This window comes from Pseudomaricurvus hydrocarbonicus (assembly GCF_011602365.1).
GTDB classification, from domain to species: Bacteria; Pseudomonadota; Gammaproteobacteria; order Pseudomonadales; family Cellvibrionaceae; genus Pseudomaricurvus; species Pseudomaricurvus hydrocarbonicus.
On the sequence record NZ_JAAONZ010000022.1, the window covers coordinates 62,523 to 83,480 of the forward strand.

Sequence of the window (20,958 nt, forward strand, 5' to 3'; positions counted from 1 at the left end):
TTTGACGGATTAGCCAATGAAAAACATCTTCAAACAGGCCATGATTGCTGTAAGTTTGATCGCCGCTGCTCAAGGTGCTCTGGCGGCAGGTGATGCGACCGCAGGCGAAAGCAAAGTAGCCGTATGCGCGGCGTGTCACGGTGCTGACGGGAACAGTCCAGCGCCAAACTTTCCCAAGCTGGCCGGCCTGGGTGAGAAGTACCTGCTCAAGCAGCTGAAAGACATTAAAGCCGGTAATCGCACGGTCACTGAAATGGTTGGATTATTGGACGCCATGTCAGATCAGGATCTTGCCGATATGGCCGCTTTCTTTGACAGCAAGCCTTTGCAGCTGGCGGGTGCGCAACCGTTAACCGTCAAAGTGAACTCGGGTATCGAGGTTGATGGTCTGGAGTTGGCTGAAAAAATCTTCCGTGCCGGTAAAGCGGACGTGGGCACTCCGGCCTGTACCGGTTGTCACTCCCCTCGGGCCCAGGGCAACGCACCGGCCGGCTATCCGCGTCTGAGCGGCCAGCACGCCCAGTACCTGGAGACGCAGCTGCGCAACTTCCGCGCCGGTGAGCGTACCAACGATGGTGATCAAAGCACCATGCGCCAGGTGGCTCAACACCTGAGCGATGCTGAAATCAAAGCCTTGGCCAACTACATTTCTGGTCTGAACTAGAACCGGGTTGGAGAAAAAGCGGCTTCGGCCGCTTTTTTTATGGCTGTGATTCAAGCCCGGTTCAGCAAACTTGTGGATAATCTCTGGTCTGGAGGGGCTGTCTGAAGGCAGGTCTTCGGGGGGACAGTGTCCTCAGGTAGCGGGGTTGGTGGATAAAAGACAGCCTCTGTGACCATACCCTGACCGATGAAGCCCCCAAACGGGATGAGATTCCGTTTTTGTGTGAAATTAATGGTATAACGGGAACCTCATTGATTTTTATGGTCTTACATGAACGTGTTGTTGCGCAGCAGCGCTCGTTGGCGAGGGCCGTTGGGCAATACGTCGGAATTTTTCTTAATAACTCATGGAGTAATAGCATGCGTGTAATGGCGGCAATCTTTGCCTTGATGTTTTCCCTGGTGGCTTGTGCTGCGGATAAGGCCCCGGCGGCCTACCAGGCCGGTACTCACTATACGGTTCTTGAAACCCCGGTGCGGACCATGGATCCGAGTAAAATCGAGGTGACCGAGGTGTTTTGGTACGGTTGTGGTCACTGCTTTAAATTTGAACCCATGGTGCATCAGTGGTCAGAGAAGCTGCCCGGCGATGTGGATTTTGAACGTTCGCCAGCGATGTGGAACGCCTTGATGGAAGTCCATGCCCGCGCGTTTTATGTGGCGAAAGCTCTGGGTGTGTTTGACCAGGTCCACCAGCCGCTGTTTAACGCGTTGAACCTGGAGCGTAAACGTCTTGGCAATGTGGATGAGCTGGCGGATTTCTTTGCCGACTTCGGGGTCGACAAAGACAAATTTGAGAAAGCCTATGCCTCTTTTGGCGTCGCCAGTCAGGTGAAACAGGCCGATGCCCGCGCCCGCAGTTACAAAATTACCGGAACCCCGGAAATTGTGGTGGACGGCAAATACCGCATCAGTGCCCGTCAGGCCGGTGGTCAGGCAGAAATGTTGAAAGTGGCCGATTACCTGGTGGCCAAGATCCGCGACGAGCGCAGTTAAGTTCGCGGTTGGCGGGGTGGCAGCGCCAGCCCGCCAGGTGCGCAGCTTGTCAGGCCCTGCAGGCATCGGGGCAATAAAAAAAGGGCACTTCAGGGTGCCCTTTTTTTGTGCGTGATAATCCGTGTTGTGCTAGCTGACCGGCTGCAGAACTTCGCGGTAAAAACCGCTCACCAGGATCGGCCATTGTTCATCCCAGCTTTCGGTGGGCATGCGCTTGAATTCACTGCGGACGAACTGGGCGATGCGTCCCTCAGCGGTGGCCATCAACAAGTTGGCAGCAGCGGTAACCGGTAAAATCGGGCGCAGCCCTTCACGGATTTCGGCTTCGCGAAGAATTTGTTTGATCTGGGTTTCCAGGCGATCGAACAATTGGGCGACTCTCGCCCTCAGGCGTTCGGTTTCGCCGGTCAGCGCGTCACCGGTGAGGATGCGGGTAATGCCCGGGTTGCGTTCGGTGAAGGTCAACAGCAGGAATAAAATCTTGTTGCAACGGGTCAGTGCCGAAGTGTCGTCCTGAGTGATCAGGCTGATGCGAGAGAAAATGGTCTCTTCAATGAATTCGATCAGACCCTCAAACATTTTCGATTTGCTGGGGAAGTGGCGGTAGAGCGCGGCTTCGGAAACCCCCACTTCTTTCGCAAGGGCGGCAGTAGTTATACGAGCACCCGGAGACACCTCCAACATGTGAGCCAGGGATTCCAAGATTTGCTGGCGGCGTGAAACTTTCGTGCTGGGTTTGCTCATAGGATGTGTGTTTGGCCTTGATGAATACAATCAGTAACAGATTTTCTTATTATCACTCGCGGTGAAATGGGGGAATCTGCGTTGCAAAAATAAGATTGTCTCTACGTATCTTTCCTTGATCACCAGAGGGTCTGCCGAGTGTGGCGATCCAGTCCGGGGTCGCTCAGGGCTCGTAGGAGCGGGCTGCAGCTCAAGTACGCAAAGCCTTATCCTAGCGAGTTACTGGAGCAGCATCAATACGCTGGTGGCGGAAAACTGTGTTTTTATTCGATTCTCACGCGGGTTAGACGTTGTCGCATAAATTGCCAAAGAGTTTTCGTCCACAAACAACCCGTTTTTCCACTTCAGGAGCGGTTTGGTGCCCTCGCCGGGGTGGGGCGAGGGACTCTCATCAGAGCGATGTTGTCTTATTTGTGATCAACGTGCCGACGCCTTCATCGGTAAAAATCTCCAGCAAAACCGCGTGGTCAACCCGCCCGTCGACAATGTGAGCGCTGGTGACACCGCCTTTCACCGCATCGAGGGCACAGGCAATTTTGGGCAGCATGCCGCCATAGATGGTGCCGTCTTCAATTAAGCTGTCCACTTGTTTGGTGGTTAAGCCGGTCAGGACTTCGCCGGACTTATCCAGCAGGCCGGAGACGTTGGTCAGCAGCATCAATTTTTCGGCTTGCAGAACCTCGGCAATCTTGCCGGCGACCAGGTCGGCATTGATGTTGTAGGAACGCCCTTCCTTGTCGACCCCAATGGGGGCAATCACCGGGATAAAGTCACTGTTGATGAGCATGTTGATCACGCCGGTATCGATGCGGTCGACTTCGCCGACCTGACCGATATCGATGATTTCCGGCGCAGACATGTCCGCCGTTTGGCGGCTGACCGTCAGTTTGCGGGCGCGAATCAATTGACCGTCTTTACCGGTCAGGCCGACGGCGGAGCCGCCGTTGCGATTGATCAGGCTGACAATTTGTTTGTTGACCGAGGCGCCGAGAACCATTTCAACGACGTCCATGGTGGCACTGTCGGTGACGCGCATGCCGTCAATAAATTCAGACTGAATGTTCAGCTTGTCGAGCAGTTCGCCAATTTGCGGCCCGCCACCGTGCACCACAATGGGGTTCATGCCCACCAGTTTCATCAGCACAATGTCTCGGGCAAAGCTGTTCTGCAGCGCCTCGTCGACCATGGCATTGCCGCCAAATTTCACCACAATGGTACGGTTGGTGAAGCGCTGGATGTACGGCAGGGCTTCGGTTAAAACATTGGCAACATTGATGGCTGCATTGCGATTCAAAGACATGTGAAAAACCTATTGGCAAAAAATAATATGATAGTGGAACGTCTTTCCGTAACCAGAGTGCCCTGTCAGGCGAGAGTCACTCTGGATAAAAAATTTAAAAAGGCACATCCAGAGCGCTGTCGATCTTCAGCAGCTCTCGTTTAAACAATTGCTGCAGTTGCGCGAGCACAGCCTCGGTTTCCGCTTCAAAGCGCAGCGTTAAGGCGGCGGACGTGTTCGAGGCCCGAACCAGGCCCCAGCCTTTAGAGAAATCGACCCGCAAGCCGTCAATGGTGATGGGCTTGCCGTTTTGAAAATCGCCCTGTTGTATCAGTTGTTCCACAATGGCGAACTTGCGCTCTTCAGCAACCGGTATTTTCAGTTCCGGGGTGGAGGGCAGTACTGGAAAGCTCTCAAACAGGGAATCGATATCTTGATCCCGCAGCGTCATAATTTCAAGTAGACGAGCGGCGGCGTACATGCCGTCGTCAAAGCCGTACCAGCGATCTTTAATGAAGATATGCCCCGACATTTCCCCGCCAACCAGGGCACCGGTTTCCTGCATTTTGGTTTTCATGTGGGAGTGGCCGGCTTTCCACATGATGGGGCGGCCGCCATAACTGCTCACCAGGGAGTTCAGTTCGCGGGTGCATTTGATGTCGAACAGCACATCGGCACCGGGGTTGCGCGACACAATGTCTTTGGCAAACAGCATCAGCAGGCGGTCGGGCCAGAGGATCTGGCCTTTGGGGGTCACCACCACCAGGCGATCGCCGTCACCGTCAAAGGCCACGCCCAGATCCGCCTGGGTCGTTTGTACGGTGCGAATCAGGTCCTGCAGGTTAGCGACAATGGTGGGGTCCGGGTCGTGATTGGGGAAGCTGCCATCGAGCTCGCAATACAGGGGCACCACCTCGCAACCCAACTCCTCGAACAGCGAGGGGGCCACTCCCCCGGTGATGGCATTGCCGGCATCAATGACGAGCTTAACCTCACCCGCCAGTGCCACATCGGACAAAATTCGGTCGATGTAGGCCGGCATGATCTGCTGAGCCGTTTCGCTGCCCTCTCCTTGCGGAAAGTCCTGATCCTGAATGCGAGCTTTAATGTCCTGCACATCGTCGTCTACCAGAGTGTGACCGTTAATGACCATCTTAAAGCCGTTGTGTTCGGCGCTGTTGTGACTGGCGGTGACCATCACACCGCTGTTGCTGTCAGGGTGTTCACAGGTCGCAAAATACAGCAGGGGAGTTGGCACCGCGCCGAGGTTAAGGACGTTACAGCCGGTACTTTTGACGCCCCGTATCAGCGCGTCACACAGCTCGGGGCTGTGGGTGCGCCCATCACGAGCAACCAGCAGTCTGCTTTCGCCAACCGCCAGGGCTGCACTGGCAACGGCCTTGCCGACTTGCTCGGCCAGTGCCACGGTAATTTGTTCGCCAGCCTTGCCGCGAATATCGTAAGCGCGAAAGATTTCCTCAGGCAGCGCGAAGCCGCAGCGGGACACTGCCGGCCGGGCAGCCGCTTCACGTCCGCCGGGGTCCGCAGCCGGTTGTTGTGACGTCACCGTTTCGGCCGGGGGGGCGTCTTGCAGGCCCAGCAGCTCTTCATCGTCGGCGTTAACCTGAATGTCGAGAATGTCCTGATCCCGGTAGGCAAAGGCGGCGGGGTCGGTGATGTTGTTGGACGCCTGTGTCGAACGACCCTGACGCTGCGGATCGAATTTGCCCGTGAGCCAGAAGGCCAGCCACAGCCAGCCAGCACCGACACTCAGGTGGATGGCTATCAGCAGCAGCGGGCTTTGATTGGCCTGGGCAACCAGCTGGGCCGACGGTGTAAATTGCACCAGCCATTGACTGTTTTTCACCGGCACCTTGATGGTCGCCCCGGCGTCGCCCTGACTGGCGCTGAAAATAAGGGTGTCACTGCCCGGGTTGAGGCGCAGCAGTTCGGTTTTTCCCAATTCGGGGTCGGAGGTTTTGATGCGGTTAAACAGCTCCGTCGCCGGCAGGGTGGCCAAGAGTGTGCCGGTGACGGGCGCCTCTTCCTCCGCGTTTTTTTCCGTCATCGCGGCCTCAGCCGCCGGTGGCGCCACCGCGGGGATGAGCGCCGAAATAAAATGCAGGTACCACTGTTTGTCGACCCGCAGTGCTTCTGGTGCAACCGCTTCCCGTTTCTCGGTGCGGTTGATCATGTCCAGTTCGGTAAAGCTGAGTTTGTCGCCCTTGGGTGATGAGGAACCTTGGAGGTGCGAGAAATGATCGGTGCGGTCGAGCGACAGCAATTTGAAAGACAGCGCCTGTGGGTAGGCGGTCTGCAGGCTTTTCAGCAGCGTGGTGTTCAGGTCCGGGTCAGCAGACTGGAGCGCATCCACAGTGGCAGGGCGTTCGGTAAAGTAATCCAGCTGCTGCTGCTGTTCTTTAATGAATCTGGCAATGCCGGCGGCGTGTTTGCTGGCCTGCTGCTGGCTGAGTTGTTGCAAGCGCGTGTTTTCAACGCGGGTAACCCATGTGTCGTAGGACCACCAGGCACTGGCCAGAATCAAGCAAAGGGAAATCGCGAGGGCCGCTGTGGTGATCATCGGCAGTTCAATGCTCAGAGCCGCTTTATTGTTGTTGTGTTTCTTTACCACCACAGGGAGTTCCTTATTGTTGATCAACCATTATCCAGTCGCTGCACACCGGGGAGCGACCCAAGCTTTTATCGTGCCGGTTCTGGCAGGGTTTCAAGTTAGAGAGAATACGTCACGTGCCGGGAACCGCGCTGGCACGGCCTGCAGACCGTCCTACGAGTTGTTGAGCTGGTCAGCCAGACGCTGGATCAGTTCCCGGCCGAGCTGGGCTTTGCTGCGCTGCGCCAGGGCTTCTTCGCGGTCCGCCCAGACGACGGTGACGGCGTTGTCATCGCTGTTAAAGCCAATGCCGGTTTGTGACACATCATTGGCAATCACCACATCGAGCTTCTTGCGGGTCAGCTTGTCACGGGCATAGCTGATCACATCCTGAGTTTCCGCGGCGAACCCCACGGTCATTGGCCGCGGACGGCTGGCGGCAACGGCGGTGACAATGTCGGGATTCTTGACCAGTTCAATGGACATGGTGTCCTGGCCGGTCTTTTTGATTTTCTGCTCGGCCGCGCTGGCCGGGCGATAGTCGGCGACCGCGGCCGAGGCGATAAACAGGTCGCAGTCTGACAGCGAACTCATGGCGGCATCGTACATTTCCTGGGCGCTGTTGATGCTGACAAAATGGCAGCGTTGCGGTGGCGCCAAATTGGTGGGGCCGCTGATCAGGGTGACGTTGGCGCCGGCCTCAATGGCGGCCTGGGCGAGGGCATAGCCCATTTTGCCGGAGCTGTGATTGCTGATGTAGCGCACCGGGTCGATGGCCTCACGGGTCGGGCCGGCGGTAATCACGACGGATTTACCGGACAGTTCGCCGCGACTGAACTGGCGGGCCGTTAAATCGGCCAGCTCGGTAGGCTCCAGCATGCGTCCGGGGCCCACATCGCCGCAGGCCTGCGACCCTTCGGCGGGCCCAAAACAGAGAATGTTGCGATTGGCCAGTTGCGCCAGGTTGTCCTGAGTGGCCGGGCTGTGCCACATGCCCTGGTTCATGGCCGGTGCCAGACAGATCGGGGCCGCGGTGGCCAGGCACACGGTGGTGAGCAAATCGTCACCCTGGCCGGCGACCAGACGGGCAATAAAGTCGGCGGTGGCCGGAGCCACCAGCAACAGGTCGGCCCAGCGGGCCAGCTCGATATGCCCCATACCGGCTTCGGCCTCCGGGTCGAGCAGGGTGGTGTGCACCGGGTTCCCCGACAGGGCTTGCAGGGTCAGCGGGGTGATGAATTCTTGCGCCGCCGGCGTCATGATGACCCGGACATCGGCCCCCAGATCCTGCAGTCGACGAATCAGCTCTGCGCTCTTGTAGGCGGCAATGCCGCCAGTGACGCCGAGCAAAATCTGTTTGTTGGTCAAGGAACTCATACTTTCTTCCAGCTGGCGGGAGTGGCTAAATGGCGCTTAAGATACCATTGCTGCGGGCTGCGATGAAGCCGGGGTCGAAATAAAGGTCACATAAAGCCTCTTTTGCGAGCTTGGTCCCGGGGTGGGGCTGTGGGAAGGGGGCAGAGAGCTTCGCCACCTGGGTTTAGGGCGACGTCAGGCATACCACTCAGTAAACAACACCACAGGGATGTGAAACACGAATGAGCATACGACATTGGCCGGCCACGGAGCGGCCGCGGGAGAAGTTGTTGAGTCGAGGGGCCGGGTCGCTGTCGGACGCCGAATTGCTGGCGATTTTCCTGCGCACCGGCTGCGCCGGCAAATCGGCGGTGGATCTGGCCCGCGATCTGCTGACCAGTTTTGGGGGCCTGCGGCAGATCCTGGAGTCCGACCGGCAGTCCTTCTGTGCCGCCCATGGGCTGGGGGATGCCAAGTTCAGCCAGTTGCAGGCGGTGCTCGAAATGGGGCGCCGTCACCTGTCCTCGGTGATGGAACAGGCGCCGGGGTTTGAAAATCCACAGATGGTGAAAGATTATCTGCGCGCGGAGTTGCGGCACCGGCCGCGGGAAATCTTCAGCGTGCTGCTGCTGGACAATCAGCACCGCTTGCTGGGCTACCACGAATTGTTTCAGGGCACCATTGATGCCGCCAGCGTGTACCCTCGGGAGGTGGTTAAGCTGGCGCTGGCTCACAACGCGGCTGCGGTGATTCTGGCCCACAACCACCCCTCCGGGGTGGCTGAGCCGAGTCAGGCCGACAAGCGCATTACAGAGCGCCTGCAGCAGGCTTTGGGGTTGGTGGACATTCGGGTGCTGGATCACATGGTGGTGGGCGAAGCTCAGGTGCTGTCGTTTGCGGAGCGGGGGTTGCTGTGAAACCTGCCAAGATCGTTGAAATGAAATGGGGGACAGGTGAGAGGGACAGGTGAGAGGGGCAGGAAGAGGGAGCACGGGACAGGGCTGTTTGCCGTGGTGCCCCGCCGCCCTGTGGATTGAGCCGTGTGCCTGGGGGGTATACGGGTGCAAAAGGTCGAAAATGGCCTGAGAAAAGTTGCACAAAAAAACAGCTAATATTTGCTATTGCTGAACTGTTCTGGTATAAAACGCCGCTCTCTGTGACTGGCCCGAAAAATTTTTAGGCTGGCTGCTTGAATCAGGGCTCCAGCCGACGCGTTCTTGCGACGGATACGGCCCAGTTTGAAGGCCTTTAAAAGTCGCCGTTTTGATTAAAGATTCGATGAATTGCTGTTCGGCAGCAATGACCTGTTTAAAGATGAGGCAATAAAGATGTCCAAGGTATGTCAGGTAACTGGTAAGCGTCCAGTAACCGGTAACAATGTATCTCACGCAAAAAACCACACCAAACGTCGTTTTTTGCCAAACCTGCACTCTCACCGTTTTTGGGTTGAGTCCGAGAAGCGTTTTGTGAAACTTCGTGTTTCCTCTAAAGGTATGCGCATTATCGACAAGAAAGGCATTGAAAGTGTCTTGTCTGATATCCGTACACGCGGCGAGAAGGTATAAGGAACTGAATCATGGCTAAAGGTGCACGCGATAAAATCCGTTTGAACTCCAGCGCTGGTACTGGTCACTTCTACACGACCGACAAGAACAAGCGCAACACTCCTGAAAAAATGGAGATGAAAAAGTACGATCCCGTTGCTCGTAAGCACGTGATGTACAAAGAGGGCAAAATTAAGTAAGAGTAATCTCTGCTTAATTGCCTCAGAAAAGCCCGGCCTCGTGTCGGGCTTTTTGCGTCTGGGGGGGCCGTGTTGTTGAAGCTGTTGTTAAAGCTGTTGTTGAAACCGTCGTTAAAACCGCCGTTGAAACCGTCGTTGAAGCTGTCGTGGCGACTGTCGCGGTGAGGGACAGTCTGACCGGAGTTGTTTTATGCCAGAGTTGCCGGAAGTAGAAACCACCTGCCGGGGGATTGCGCCCCATGTAGTCAATAAAATCGTGCAAGCGGTGGTGGTGCGCCAACCGCAGTTGCGCTGGCCGGTGCCTGCCAATCTGGCGGAGCAGGTGGTGGGTCAGAAACTGCTGGGTGTGACACGTCGCGGTAAGTATCTGGTGCTCCGCTTTGCCACTGGCCATATGCTGGTGCATTTGGGCATGTCGGGGAACTTGCGGGTGGTGGCACGTCGTGAGGACCCGGGTTACCACGATCATGTGGACATCGATTTCGGCGCTCAATGTGTGCTGCGCCTGAACGACCCGCGGCGCTTCGGGGCGGTGCTGTGGACATCCGCTCCTCTGCTGGAGCACGAGCTGCTGGCGCACCTGGGGCCAGAGCCGCTGGAAGCGCTGTTCGACGCGGATTACCTGTATCAGCGCTCGCGCAAGCGCAAGCTGGCGATCAAGGCCTTCATCATGGACAGTAAGGTGGTGGTGGGGGTGGGTAATATCTACGCCAATGAAGCCCTGCACGCCGCCGGCATCCGCCCCACCCGCGCGGCCGGCACCGTCTCCCGGGCGGCGATGGAGCGGCTGGTGAGCGAAATCAAGCAGGTGCTGGCGCGCGCCATTGAGCAGGGCGGTACGACCCTCAAGGACTTTGTCGGTGGCGATGGCAAGCCGGGCTATTTTCAGCAGCAGCTGCTGGTCTACGGTCGCCAGGGGCAGCCCTGCAGGGGCTGCAAGAAGCCGCTGAAGGAAGTTCGGTTGGGGCAAAGGTCGACTGTGTACTGTACGAGCTGTCAGCGCTAGGGCTACAATGGCGAACAAAGGCGTGGCGTGAGTTTGGGCGCCAACCCGCAATCCCGTTTAAGAGTCAATGAAGAATAAGGAGTGTCCTGTGTTGAAAACATCCCAATGGTGTAAAGCCGCCGCGCTGGCTGCGGTGCTGGCCGTTAGCCCCCTGAGCATGGCCGCAGGCATCAATACGGTTGAGGAAGAGCCGACCGCACTCGCCATGATGGGAGACCTGGTCATTGTGCGCCCAGTGATGCTGGCAACCACGGTTGTGGGCTCTGCGGTGTGGCTGGTGTCTTTACCTTTCTCGGCGGCTGCGGGCAATGCGATGCAGGCGGCGGACACGCTGGTGGTTGGTCCGGCCGAGACCACATTCTTCCGCTGTTTGGGGTGTACCCGTCCAGGTTACCGGGTTACCAGCGAGTAATTCGACACCCGCTGCCATCCGCTGCTGACTTAAGGCACCAGATGGCAGCGCGGTGCAGGGGTACTGCTGCCAGGCCGGTGATGCTAAATACCAGCACCGGTGGTGCCAGTGCCAGGCCGGCGACTACGGCCAGACAGGCTTGCTGCAGGCAATGGCCTGCCATTGCCCTGCTTGAAGGGGGGGCAGTAGCAGCCTGCTGGAGGCACGGATTTTACTTGCCGAATTTGTCTTTCAGGTCCTGAGCGACAATGGGAGGAACAAATTTGGAGACATCGCCACCCAGCGACGCAATTTCACGCACCAGCGATGAGGAGATGTAAGACAGGTGCTCGGCGGGTGTTAAAAACAAGCTTTCCATATCCGGCATCAGTGCCCGGTTCATGTTGGCCAGCTGAAATTCGTACTCAAAGTCAGATACGGCCCGCAGGCCCCGCAACACCCCATTGGCTTTTTTCTGTTTCACCAGATCCGCCAGCAGGATGTCAAAACCGCAAATTTCCACGTTGTCCAGATGGGCCAGTACCTTGCCAACCTGCGCAACCCGTTGATCGAGGGTGAACAGCGGGTTTTTCTTGGTGCTGGCAGCAATGGCAATAGTGACCTTGTCGAACAGTCGACACGCCCTTTCAACTAAATCAATGTGCCCGTTGGTGATGGGATCAAATGTGCCAGGATAGACCACGTGCTTCATGGGAAATTCTCTCATCTGTTGCGTCGGGCTTTTTTAGGTGATTCGGGGTAGCCCCTTATAAAGAGGCGCGATGGTAAACAATTTGCGCGACCAGTACAAAACCTATGCGGAACTTTTTCACTAAATTCACCCCAAATGGCTGAAATTCCTCCCCCAATGTAAATGTTTTTACGTCCAGAGAGGACAAGATTGCTTGTCAGATCCCCCGGCCGTTTGTCTTCAGGGTCAGCCCACTGCAGGCCCGGCGACTGATTTTGCCGCCAAGCAGGGGCTCATTCCCGGTAAAACAGCCGAAAGCTGACGTCGCCGGCGTGCTTTTCGCGGTGGAGGTGCCAGTTGGCCGGTATGTTCAGTGGCAGGTGTTTGGGGGTTTCAATATAAATGGCCGCGCCGTCGCTGAGCCATTGATGATCTTCCAGGGCGGTGATGGTGGCTTGCCAGAAGTCGTGTTGAAACGGTGGGTCGACAAAGACAATGTCAAAGGTCGCTGAGGGCGGGGTGGGGCGTTGCAGCCAGCTCAGGCTGTCAGTCTGTACCAGCTGCGCCTGGGGGCACTGCAGCAGGGACAGGTTGTGTCGGATTTGTGCCGCCGCCTGAGGGTTCAGTTCCAGCAGGGTGGCGGATTTCGCCCCCCGCGACAGGGCCTCCAGGGCCAGGGCGCCGGAGCCACTGAACACATCCAGGCAGTTGGCGCCGGGTAAATCGGGCATCAGCCAGTTAAACAGCGTTTCGCGGATGCGATCGCCTGTGGGTCGCAACCCGTCGGCACTGACAAACGGGAGTTTGCGGCCGCGCCATTGGCCGCCGATGATGCGCAGGGTCTGGCTGCCAGATTGTTTGGGGGTGGATTTAGCGGGGCGTGGTTTATTCAACGTGGCGCTCTCGAATCTTGGGGCTCTGTCAGAGCTGGGGTTCAGGTTTGTATGGTAGGATGCATGGAGTTGGCTGCTCCCGGGCATCGGCAATAGCCGTGATCCTCCCGTCAGGAGTGACAGGCGTTTGGCCTTTTGGGGGTCCGCTCGGGATCTGCCAAAAGTGGGGGCTGCCACAAAGCCTAGTATGCCGGTAAAATGCCGGTTTTTCAGCATTCACCGGATGTCATAGCAGCGACTTGCCCCGGTTGTCATGAGAACGACGGTCGTTTGAACGGTTTGAGGTCAAATTCATAGTGAGCAGTAACTTTTTTAAAAGATTCAAGCGTGGTGGGAAAGCGGCGCAAGAGAATGCGGTGCCTGAAAAAGCATCTCAGGACAGCGAACCGCAGGATAGCGAGCGGTCTGCCATCGATGAGCCGAGCCCTTCCATCGCAGCGCAGGCCGCACCGGTAGAGGTTGAACCTTTCAAGCCGGCAACCGGCCAGCCACCGACTGGGCAAACGTCGTCCCAGCACGCGGAGACACCGGCGGCCTCGGCCTCGCCGCTTGAACCGGCGCCTGCAGCGACTGTCGGTTCTGCGGCTGACGGCTCTGGGGAGGTTGACACTGGCGGGGATGGCGAGGCCGCCGACGACAGCAAAGGCGGTTTTTTCGCGCGCTTTAAGCGCAGTTCGACCACCGATAAAGACGTCTCTGCGGCCGTCGAGCCCGCCACCACCGAAACAGCGGTGGAACCGGATCTGGCCCCGGAAGACGTCAGTGCCGCGCCGGTAGACGTCGGTGAGAAGGACAAGCCGTCCACCATGGGCGGCTTCTTTGCCCGCATGCGCGAGGGCCTGTCGCGCACCAGCAGCAACTTTGCCGAGGGGTTGGGCAATCTGTTTCTGGGGCAAAAAGAAATCGATGAAGACCTGCTGGAAGATCTTGAAACGCAATTGCTGGTGGCCGATGTGGGGCTTGACGCCACCACTGAGATCATTGATAACCTCACGGAGCGAGTGGCTCGCAAACAGCTGGCCAACCCCCAGGCGCTTTATGATGCCCTGAAGGTGTCGCTGGGGGATATGCTGGATAAAGTCGAAGCGCCGCTGGTGTTGCCCGAGAACAAGCCTGCCGTCATCCTCGTCGTGGGGGTTAACGGGGTGGGCAAAACCACCACCATTGGCAAACTGTCAAAACGTCTGCAGCGAGAAGGCAAAAGCGTCATGCTGGCGGCTGGTGATACCTTCCGGGCCGCGGCGGTGGAGCAGCTGCAGGTCTGGGGCGAGCGCAATGATATCCCGGTCGTTGCCCAGCATACCGGTGCCGACAGTGCTTCGGTGATTTATGATGCGGTGGCTTCGGCGAAGGCCAAAGGCGTGGATGTGGTCATTGCCGATACCGCCGGTCGTTTGCACAATAAAGCGCATTTGATGGACGAGCTGTCCAAGGTCAAACGGGTGATGGCCAAGCTGGATGTGACCGCCCCCCATGAGGTGCTGTTGGTGCTGGACGCCGGCACCGGGCAAAATGCGCTGAATCAGGCCGAACAATTTATCGCGGCGGCGGGGGTTACCGGTATCGCCTTGACCAAGCTGGATGGCACCGCCAAAGGCGGGGTTATTTTTGCCCTGAGCCAGAAGTTCGGTTTGCCGGTACGCTTTATTGGCGTGGGGGAAGGCGTGGACGACCTGCAGCCGTTTGTGGCGAAGACGTTTGTCCAGGCGCTGTTTAATGAGGCCTGAGCGCTAACGCAGTCTGACGTGACGGAGCGCCATCGTTGCACTCAGTCCTTGTCCGCGACCTTGATCCAGGCAGCCAGCATCAGGGCGCAGCTGTTCCCCCAGGAATTCAGCACGACGGCAAGCAAGAGACCGGTCGTACCGGCCGGTCATTATCAATGGAAATGCTTAATCGCGCGGATGATCCGCCAGCGAAGGTGTCATGATTCGATTTGATCAAGTCAGTAAGCGGTATCCCGGCGGGCACGAGGCCCTCAGTCGGCTGAGCTTTGAGCTTGAGCGCGCCGAAATGGTGTTTCTGACCGGTCATTCCGGCGCCGGCAAAAGCACCCTGCTTAAACTGATGATGTTGATGGAGCGTCCCTCCCAGGGACAGGTGTTCGTCAGCGGCCAGAACCTCAATCGCCTGTCGACACGCCAGATACCCCAGCTGCGCCGCCAGATCGGGGTGGTGTTTCAGAACCATCAGCTGCTGTTTGATCGCAGCGTCTACGACAACGTGGCGCTGCCGCTGTTGATCGAAGGCTACAACCCCACCGAAGCCGGCCGTCGGGTGCGCGCGGCGCTGGATAAAGTGGGCCTGCTGAACAAAGAAAAGCAGAACCCCATCGTGCTCTCCGGCGGGGAGCAACAGCGGGTGGGCATCGCCCGGGCAGTGGTCAACAAGCCGAAACTGCTGCTGGCGGATGAGCCCACCGGCAACCTCGACCCGGCGCTGTCCGAAGAAATCATGTCGCTGTTCCAGCAGTTTAACGACGTCGGCGTGACGGTGCTGATCGCCAGTCACGACATCGCCCTGGTGCGCCGCCTGAAGAAGCGGGTGCTGGGCCTGGCGAACGGTGAGCTGGCGTTTGATGGAGTGTTGCACAATGCAGCGAATACAGAGACGGCCTAGTGGCCGGGCGGCTGGCGCCGGTGCAGCCACCAAACCCGCTTCCAAAAATAGCAGCAAAGCCGCGGCCAAAGGGGCCAGAGCTTATAAAACCCGCTGGCGTGATCGCTGGCAGGGTTACCTCGCACACCACCGCTCCAGTGCCAGCGACAGCTTGCAGCGTCTGCTGGCCACGCCGGTACAAAGCATCATGACCTGGCTGGTGATTGCGGTGGCGCTGGCCTTGCCGGCCACCCTGTTCACCAGTCTCGGCAACGTGCAGTCGCTGGGGCAGCGCTGGGAGGGCGCGCCACAGCTGACGGTGTTTCTCAACCCCCGCGCCAAAGACAGCGCCATCAGCAGCTTTCAGCGGCAGGTGGAAGCCATGCCGGGCATCGAACAGGTAATTTATGTGTCCGCCGAAGCGGCTCTGGAGGAATTTGAGACCGAATCCGGTATGGGCAATGCGCTGCGCACTCTCGATAGCAACCCGCTGCCGGCAACACTGCTGGTGGCTCCCGGGTTGAACGTGACGGCCACCGAACTGGTCAAGCTGGGCGAGACCCTGGAGCAGCAGGCGTTAGTGGATGAGGTGGTGTTTGACCGCGCGTGGATCGAGCGCCTGCACCAGATGCTGGCGCTGGGCGAAAAGGTGGCACTGGCACTGGGGGGGCTGCTGGCGCTGGGGGTGTTGCTGGTGATTGGCAACACCATTCGCCTGGCCATCGAGAGTCGGCGTGACGAGATCGTCATTATCAAACTGGTGGGTGGCACTGACGCCTTCGTGCGACGCCCATTCCTGTATACGGGGTTGTGGTACGGCCTGGTCGGCGGGGTGCTGGCGCTGCTGTTGCTGTCGCTGCTGTTGCTGTTGCTGTCCGGGCCGGTGGCCACCTTGTCAGCGAGTTACCAAAGTACTTTTGAGCTGCAGGGATTGGGTTTCGGTGGCAGTCTGGTTTTGGTGGGCCTCGGGGCCCTGATCGGCTGGCTGGGGGCGTGGCTGGCGGTGGGGCGGCATTTGGGGGAAATCGAACCTCAATAGCGGTGTTTCAGCCCAATACAGTGTTGGCTGGGTTAGTGGGCGCCCACATTCGTCTATTATTGTTAAGCGTGGCATTGAACTTTTCCGGGGATTAGCACTCTTACAGCAGTGGTGCTACACTCAGTCCGTTTTTGGTAAATGATTCATTTGGAGACCGTCCATGGGAACAAGCTTACAGCCTGTAGGGGTACTCGCACCGGGGGCTAACCTCAATGCGTATATTCAGGCCGTTAACGGTTTTGCCGTATTGTCTGCCGAAGAAGAAAAGCAGCTGGCGGAAGAGCTCTACTACCACGAAAATCTGGAGGCAGCCCGGCGTCTGGTTATGGCCCATTTGCGCTTTGTGGTGCATATCGCCAAAAGCTATGCCGGTTACGGGTTATCTCAGTCCGACCTGGTCCAGGAAGGTAATGTGGGCCTGATGAAGGCCGTCAAACGTTTTAACCCTGAGAAGGGCGTGCGCCTGGTGTCTTTTGCGGTGCACTGGATCAAGGCAGAAATGCACGAATTCATTTTGCGCAACTGGCGCATTGTGAAGGTGGCCACCACCAAGGCACAGCGCAAACTGTTCTTTAATCTTCGCGGTGCCAAAAAGCGCCTGGCGTGGCTCACTCACGATGAAGCAAAGGCCGTGGCCGAAGATTTGGGTGTGGACGTGAAACACGTTCAGCAGATGGAAGGTCGTTTGTCCGCTTACGACGCTGCCTTCGATGCCGGTACTGACGACGATGACGAAACGGCTTACCAGGCGCCCGCGCACTACCTGGAAGACAAGCGTTTTGACCCCGCTCAGATGCTGGAAGACGCCGACTGGGAGCAGAACAGTGTCTCCGGTTTAACCCTGGCGTTGGAGGGGCTGGACGAGCGCTCCCGCGATATTCTGCAGCAGCGCTGGTTGAACGATGATAAGGCCACCCTGCATGATCTGGCGGCTCAATACGGTGTCTCAGCTGAGCGTATTCGTCAGCTGGAGAAAAACGCCATGAAAAAGGTGCGGGCCTCTATTGAAGCCTAACGCCTAACCGGTGTCCCGCCTGAAAAAAAGCCGCTTACGAGCGGCTTTTTTGTGTCTGCATTGCGCACTGGCACAGCTCCTCCCCCTCCCCTGGCGCCGCCCGTGGTTGCCTTGATCGCGCCCGGGTTTGCGGCGGCAGCCGGGATTCGCCGACCGTTACCCCGGGCGGAGGGTCGGTAGCCCGCAGGCGCGCCAGAGCTGCGGCCCGCCAACGAAACAGCCCTGTCTCAGGTCGCAAAAGGGCTCCAGCTGTCCTTTTATCGGCCAGAGCACTACAATACGCGGCAATTTACAGCCGAAATAGCATCGACCGCTGAACTGTCAGCCAGGATCCTATGGCGGTTCACGTCTGATGGATTGGGTGAACGATGGCAAAACACTTTCTTTTTCTTGCCGGACTCAGCGGTTTGCTGGCGGTGGCCATTGGCGCCTTTGGTGCTCACGGCCTGAAGAGCAAGATTGATGCAGAGATGCTGGTGGTGTTTCAAACCGGTGTCCAATATCATTTTTACCACACCTTTGCCCTGGCGGTGGTGGCGCTGGTGCTGTTTAAATTTCCCCAGGCGTCGATTTTTCACTGGGCGGGGTTTGCCTTCCTGCTGGGCATGTTGCTGTTTTCTGGCAGTTTGTACGCCATGGCGCTCGGTGGCCCGCGTTGGTTAGGGCTGGTGACGCCACTGGGCGGACTCAGTTTTATGGTCGGTTGGCTGTGCCTCCTGCTGGGGGCGTCACGTTTGACGTAACCCTGGTAAGCTCTGCCCGTGGCGGCCTGTGCCGGGGAGCTGTTTAAGGCTCAACCCTGGTGGTCAGGGCAGAGGTGAACGGTTTGACGGTGTCCGTCGTGAACGGTCACCGGTAATCACTTGAAAATTTCTCTTCATCGTAAGACTCGCCGAAATCTATGGCGTGTCGCAGTTAAGGAACACGGTCAGCACTCATGACTGAAACATTAAATGTAAAACCTGAATTCAAAAAGAAATCCATCCGCAGTTACGTGATTCGGGGCGGCAGGATTACCGTGGGTCAAAAGAATGCCTTTGACAGTTACTGGGGCCAGTACGGGGTGAGTTTGTTCGACGGTTTGTTGGACACCGAGACCGCATTTGCCCGACCCGCACCGGTGGTGTTGGAAATCGGGTTTGGCATGGGCGATTCGCTGTTTGCGATGGCCGAAAGCGAAGCCGACAAAAACTTTATTGGTATTGAGGTGCACCCACCGGGAGTGGGCTGTTTGATTAACAATGCCGGCAAAGCCGGTCTGACGAATCTGAAAGTCTATATGGCCGATGCCATTGATGTCCTGGACGATTGCATTGCCGATGGCAGCCTGGATCGGTTTCAGTTGTATTTTCCGGATCCCTGGCACAAGAAAAAGCACAACAAGCGCCGTATTGTCCAGCCGGCGTTTGTGGAAAAAATTAAAACGAAATTAAAAGTTGGTGGCTTAATCCACATGGCGACTGATTGGAATCCCTACGCGGAGCACATGATGGAAGTGCTGACGCTGGTAGAAGGTATCAAAAACCTCGCTGGAGATTACCAGTATTCGCCCCGCCCGGATTTCCGTCCGGTGACCAAATTCGAAAAGCGCGGTGAGCGTTTAGGTCATGGGGTGTGGGATTTGATGTTTGAAAAAACCGCCTGACACTGACTCATTTTCCATTGTAAGACCGTCTGCAATTAAAGCGCGCAGCGCGCCCTTTCCACTGATGGCGTGGCGACATTTTTTTGATCTGTGAACCCTGCCGGAGGCAGCCCGATTTCTGCGATGACGCTTAAGGGAATACTGCGTTTTACCTTCGTTGGCCAAACGATGCGATCAATGACAGTATTTCTCTTGTTTTCGCGAAAATTTGCGACAAACCAAGAGGATACCGAATGTTTAATAAGTTAGTACTTACATTTTCTGTGCTGTTCCTGTTGTCGGGGTGTGAAAACACCTACTACAGTGCGATGGAACAGGTCGGGCTGCACAAGCGTGATATTTTGGTCGACCGCATCGAAGACGTACGCGATGCTCAGGTTGAGGTGAAAGATCAGTTTTCCTCGGCCCTGGAGCGCTTTACCCACGAGCTGAATTTCGATGGTGGCGAATTGGCTAAAGCGTATGAAGTGGTTAACGGTGAGTACGAAGAAAGTCAGCAGCGCGCCGATGAGCTCAAGGATCGTATCAGTGGGGTAGAACGAGTGGCCGAGGCGTTATTTGAAGAGTGGGATGAAGAGCTCGATCAATATACGAATTCTGCACTGCGTCGACAAAGTGCTGCTAAACTCAAGGAAACCCGTGTCAACTACGGGCGAATGTTGTCTGCAATGAAGACGGCGGAAAGCAAGATGGACCCGGTACTGGATACATTGCGGGATCAGAGCTTGTATTTGAAACACAATTTAAACGCCCGGGCGGTAGCGTCATTGAAAAATGAATTCGGCAGTTTAAAGCGTGATATCAATATATTGATAAGAGACGTAGAAACGTCAATTGCAGCAGCAGATAGCTTTATGGTGACACTCACCGATTAAATGGTCGGCTGGACGAAACCTTTTTGTGCGACGTTGCGTATACGTACAGTTAGGAAACGGTCAGTTTAGCCTACTGTCGGTTGGTCTATAACCAATGTTCTATAAGCAAGGAGCAATACCATGAAATTAAATACCAAAACCCTGGCGGCGGTCGTGGGCCTGAGTTGCGCTATTGCAGCTCCATGGGCAGCATCGTCATCGGGTCGACACGTTGAGATCATGGGTGGTGGCGGTTACCACGTATGGGATGCTGATCGGGAAATTGACGATGCCGGCTTTTATGGAGCGGGTTTGGGGTTTGCATTCAACCGAACCTGGACCGTTGAAGGTTGGTGGACGGATGCGGACAGTGTGGACCTCGAAACTGGCCCGGCAGAAGTGGATGCAACCGAGTACCGGTTGGACGCCCTCTATCACCTGACCGAAGGTGGTGGCTGGCGGCCCTATATTGTCGGTGGGGTTGGAGACCTGACCTATGACTACGAAGGGGTGGGCAATCAATCGGAAACTCGTTTGAACCTGGGTGTGGGTGTGAAACGCATGATGGGGTCGCACTTTAATATTCGCGGTGACATCCGGGCCTTTAACAGCCTCGATGAAGAAAAAACCGACTTCGGCGCGCAACTGGTACTGAGCTGGTTGATTGGTGATGTATCGGGTCCCGTACCGCTGGACAGTGACGGCGACGGCGTGCCGGACGAAGTTGATGCCTGCCCGAACACACCGGCTGGCGCGCCAGTCGATGCCACCGGTTGTCCTTTGGACAGTGATGGCGACGGCGTGTTTGACTACATGGATCAGTGTCCTGGAACCGACTCGCGCCTGAAAGTGGACGAAGTGGGTTGCCCGATGAAACTGGCCGAAACGGTAAGCATGGAAGTCGATATCGAGTTTGATAATGACAGTTCCATCGTTAAGCCCGAATACCGTGATGAAATTAAGAAGGTCGCTGATTTTATGAGTCAGTATGAGGGCGTTGAGGTTGAAGTGCAGGGCCATACCGATTCCGTCGGTGCAGCTGAATACAACCAGGGCTTGTCCGAGCGACGCGCGCTGTCGGTGGCCAAGGCACTGGAAAGCTTTGGCGTATCCAGAGACCGCATCAATGGCAGGGGCTATGGTGAGAGTTTGCCGATTGCCGATAACAGCACTGCAGAAGGCCGTGCGCAAAACCGTCGGGTGATTGCGGAAATTAAAGCTCGCATTGAAACCATGGAAAAGCGGTAAGTCATTACCTTTACTGCAACCCCGGGTGTTCTTTGAACACCCTAAAAGCCGCTCATCAATGAGCGGCTTTTTTTTGGTTCATCGCGGATTGGCGTGAAAAGGTAGGAGACGACGGTAAAACCGGTTAGTTTTGAGTTCGCCAAAACAACAAACCCAACCGACTTACCGCCGCCTTATGAATGCTA

Annotated in this window: 22 protein-coding genes; 15 read left to right on the forward strand and 7 right to left on the reverse strand. The window is 56.9% G+C overall.

What is annotated here, in order from left to right:
• Positions 1–16 precede the first annotated feature (16 nt).
• Both G8770_RS20690 and G8770_RS20695 read left to right on the forward strand, forming a co-directional pair.
• Positions 17–664 (forward strand): c-type cytochrome, encoded by a 648-nt coding sequence (locus tag G8770_RS20690; RefSeq protein WP_167191525.1) that lies wholly within the window; start codon positions 17–19, stop codon positions 662–664.
• 359 nt (positions 665–1,023) lie between these two features.
• The gene (locus G8770_RS20695) at positions 1,024–1,659 is read left to right on the forward strand and encodes a thiol:disulfide interchange protein DsbA/DsbL (protein WP_167191527.1); all 636 of its coding nucleotides are present in this window, start codon (positions 1,024–1,026) and stop codon (positions 1,657–1,659) included.
• 129 nt (positions 1,660–1,788) lie between these two features.
• Here the strand turns inward: G8770_RS20695 and slmA are convergent, their stop codons facing one another.
• The 4 genes from slmA to coaBC all read right to left on the reverse strand — a co-directional run bounded on the left by slmA (position 1,789) and on the right by coaBC (position 7,670).
• Complete coding sequence (gene slmA, locus G8770_RS20700) at positions 1,789–2,403, reverse strand: nucleoid occlusion factor SlmA (RefSeq protein ID WP_167191529.1); 615 nt, start codon at positions 2,401–2,403, stop codon at positions 1,789–1,791.
• Between the two features lie 391 nt (positions 2,404–2,794).
• Positions 2,795–3,703, reverse strand: a complete 909-nt coding sequence (gene argB / locus G8770_RS20705; protein ID WP_167191531.1) for an acetylglutamate kinase — start codon at positions 3,701–3,703, stop codon at positions 2,795–2,797.
• A gap of 94 nt (positions 3,704–3,797) precedes the next feature.
• Positions 3,798–6,317 (reverse strand): phosphohexomutase domain-containing protein, encoded by a 2,520-nt coding sequence (locus tag G8770_RS20710; protein WP_167191533.1) that lies wholly within the window; start codon positions 6,315–6,317, stop codon positions 3,798–3,800.
• A 150-nt stretch (positions 6,318–6,467) separates the two neighbouring features.
• Positions 6,468–7,670: a bifunctional phosphopantothenoylcysteine decarboxylase/phosphopantothenate--cysteine ligase CoaBC gene (gene coaBC / locus G8770_RS20715; RefSeq protein WP_167191535.1), complete on the reverse strand. Its 1,203-nt coding sequence runs from the start codon at positions 7,668–7,670 to the stop codon at positions 6,468–6,470.
• Between the two features lie 221 nt (positions 7,671–7,891).
• Here coaBC and radC point away from each other — a divergent pair, with 221 nt between their 5' ends.
• The 5 genes from radC to G8770_RS20740 all read left to right on the forward strand — a co-directional run bounded on the left by radC (position 7,892) and on the right by G8770_RS20740 (position 10,811).
• The gene (gene radC, locus G8770_RS20720) at positions 7,892–8,566 is read left to right on the forward strand and encodes a RadC family protein (RefSeq protein ID WP_167191537.1); all 675 of its coding nucleotides are present in this window, start codon (positions 7,892–7,894) and stop codon (positions 8,564–8,566) included.
• Between the two features lie 411 nt (positions 8,567–8,977).
• Positions 8,978–9,214 (forward strand): 50S ribosomal protein L28, encoded by a 237-nt coding sequence (gene rpmB / locus G8770_RS20725; RefSeq protein WP_167191539.1) that lies wholly within the window; start codon positions 8,978–8,980, stop codon positions 9,212–9,214.
• Positions 9,215–9,225: 11 nt separating this feature from the next.
• The gene (gene rpmG, locus G8770_RS20730) at positions 9,226–9,393 is read left to right on the forward strand and encodes a 50S ribosomal protein L33 (protein WP_166165636.1); all 168 of its coding nucleotides are present in this window, start codon (positions 9,226–9,228) and stop codon (positions 9,391–9,393) included.
• A 190-nt stretch (positions 9,394–9,583) separates the two neighbouring features.
• Positions 9,584–10,399: a bifunctional DNA-formamidopyrimidine glycosylase/DNA-(apurinic or apyrimidinic site) lyase gene (mutM, locus tag G8770_RS20735; protein ID WP_167191541.1), complete on the forward strand. Its 816-nt coding sequence runs from the start codon at positions 9,584–9,586 to the stop codon at positions 10,397–10,399.
• Between the two features lie 88 nt (positions 10,400–10,487).
• Entirely contained in the window at positions 10,488–10,811 is a 324-nt protein-coding gene (locus G8770_RS20740; RefSeq protein ID WP_243760605.1) for a hypothetical protein, read from the forward strand.
• Here G8770_RS20740 and G8770_RS20745 read toward each other — a convergent pair.
• From G8770_RS20745 to rsmD, 3 genes are all read right to left on the reverse strand, one after another.
• Complete coding sequence (locus G8770_RS20745; protein WP_167191545.1) at positions 10,798–10,974, reverse strand: hypothetical protein; 177 nt, start codon at positions 10,972–10,974, stop codon at positions 10,798–10,800. The genes G8770_RS20740 and G8770_RS20745 overlap by 14 nt on opposite strands.
• A gap of 48 nt (positions 10,975–11,022) precedes the next feature.
• Entirely contained in the window at positions 11,023–11,502 is a 480-nt protein-coding gene (gene coaD, locus G8770_RS20750; RefSeq protein ID WP_167191547.1) for a pantetheine-phosphate adenylyltransferase, read from the reverse strand.
• Positions 11,503–11,774: 272 nt separating this feature from the next.
• Entirely contained in the window at positions 11,775–12,374 is a 600-nt protein-coding gene (rsmD, locus tag G8770_RS20755) for a 16S rRNA (guanine(966)-N(2))-methyltransferase RsmD (RefSeq protein WP_243760606.1), read from the reverse strand.
• Between the two features lie 731 nt (positions 12,375–13,105).
• Here rsmD and ftsY point away from each other — a divergent pair.
• The 8 genes from ftsY (at position 13,106) to G8770_RS20795 (ending at position 20,773) form a co-directional block, all read left to right on the forward strand.
• On the forward strand, positions 13,106–14,101 hold the full coding sequence (gene ftsY, locus G8770_RS23970) for a signal recognition particle-docking protein FtsY (protein WP_341771183.1): 996 nt from the start codon (positions 13,106–13,108) through the stop codon (positions 14,099–14,101).
• 199 nt (positions 14,102–14,300) lie between these two features.
• A complete protein-coding gene (ftsE, locus tag G8770_RS20765; RefSeq protein ID WP_167191551.1) occupies positions 14,301–14,993 on the forward strand; it encodes a cell division ATP-binding protein FtsE in 693 nt (230 codons plus the stop codon).
• Complete coding sequence (ftsX, locus tag G8770_RS20770) at positions 14,968–16,011, forward strand: permease-like cell division protein FtsX (RefSeq protein ID WP_167191553.1); 1,044 nt, start codon at positions 14,968–14,970, stop codon at positions 16,009–16,011. The genes ftsE and ftsX overlap by 26 nt, the downstream gene beginning before the upstream one ends.
• A gap of 160 nt (positions 16,012–16,171) precedes the next feature.
• Positions 16,172–17,026, forward strand: coding sequence for an RNA polymerase sigma factor RpoH (gene rpoH, locus G8770_RS20775; protein ID WP_167191555.1), 855 nt, complete (start codon positions 16,172–16,174; stop codon positions 17,024–17,026).
• Between the two features lie 368 nt (positions 17,027–17,394).
• Complete coding sequence (locus G8770_RS20780; RefSeq protein WP_167191557.1) at positions 17,395–17,769, forward strand: DUF423 domain-containing protein; 375 nt, start codon at positions 17,395–17,397, stop codon at positions 17,767–17,769.
• Between the two features lie 194 nt (positions 17,770–17,963).
• The gene (gene trmB / locus G8770_RS20785) at positions 17,964–18,671 is read left to right on the forward strand and encodes a tRNA (guanosine(46)-N7)-methyltransferase TrmB (protein WP_167191558.1); all 708 of its coding nucleotides are present in this window, start codon (positions 17,964–17,966) and stop codon (positions 18,669–18,671) included.
• 233 nt (positions 18,672–18,904) lie between these two features.
• Entirely contained in the window at positions 18,905–19,546 is a 642-nt protein-coding gene (locus tag G8770_RS20790; RefSeq protein ID WP_167191560.1) for a DUF2959 domain-containing protein, read from the forward strand.
• A gap of 120 nt (positions 19,547–19,666) precedes the next feature.
• On the forward strand, positions 19,667–20,773 hold the full coding sequence (locus G8770_RS20795; RefSeq protein ID WP_167191562.1) for an OmpA family protein: 1,107 nt from the start codon (positions 19,667–19,669) through the stop codon (positions 20,771–20,773).
• Positions 20,774–20,958 lie beyond the last annotated feature (185 nt).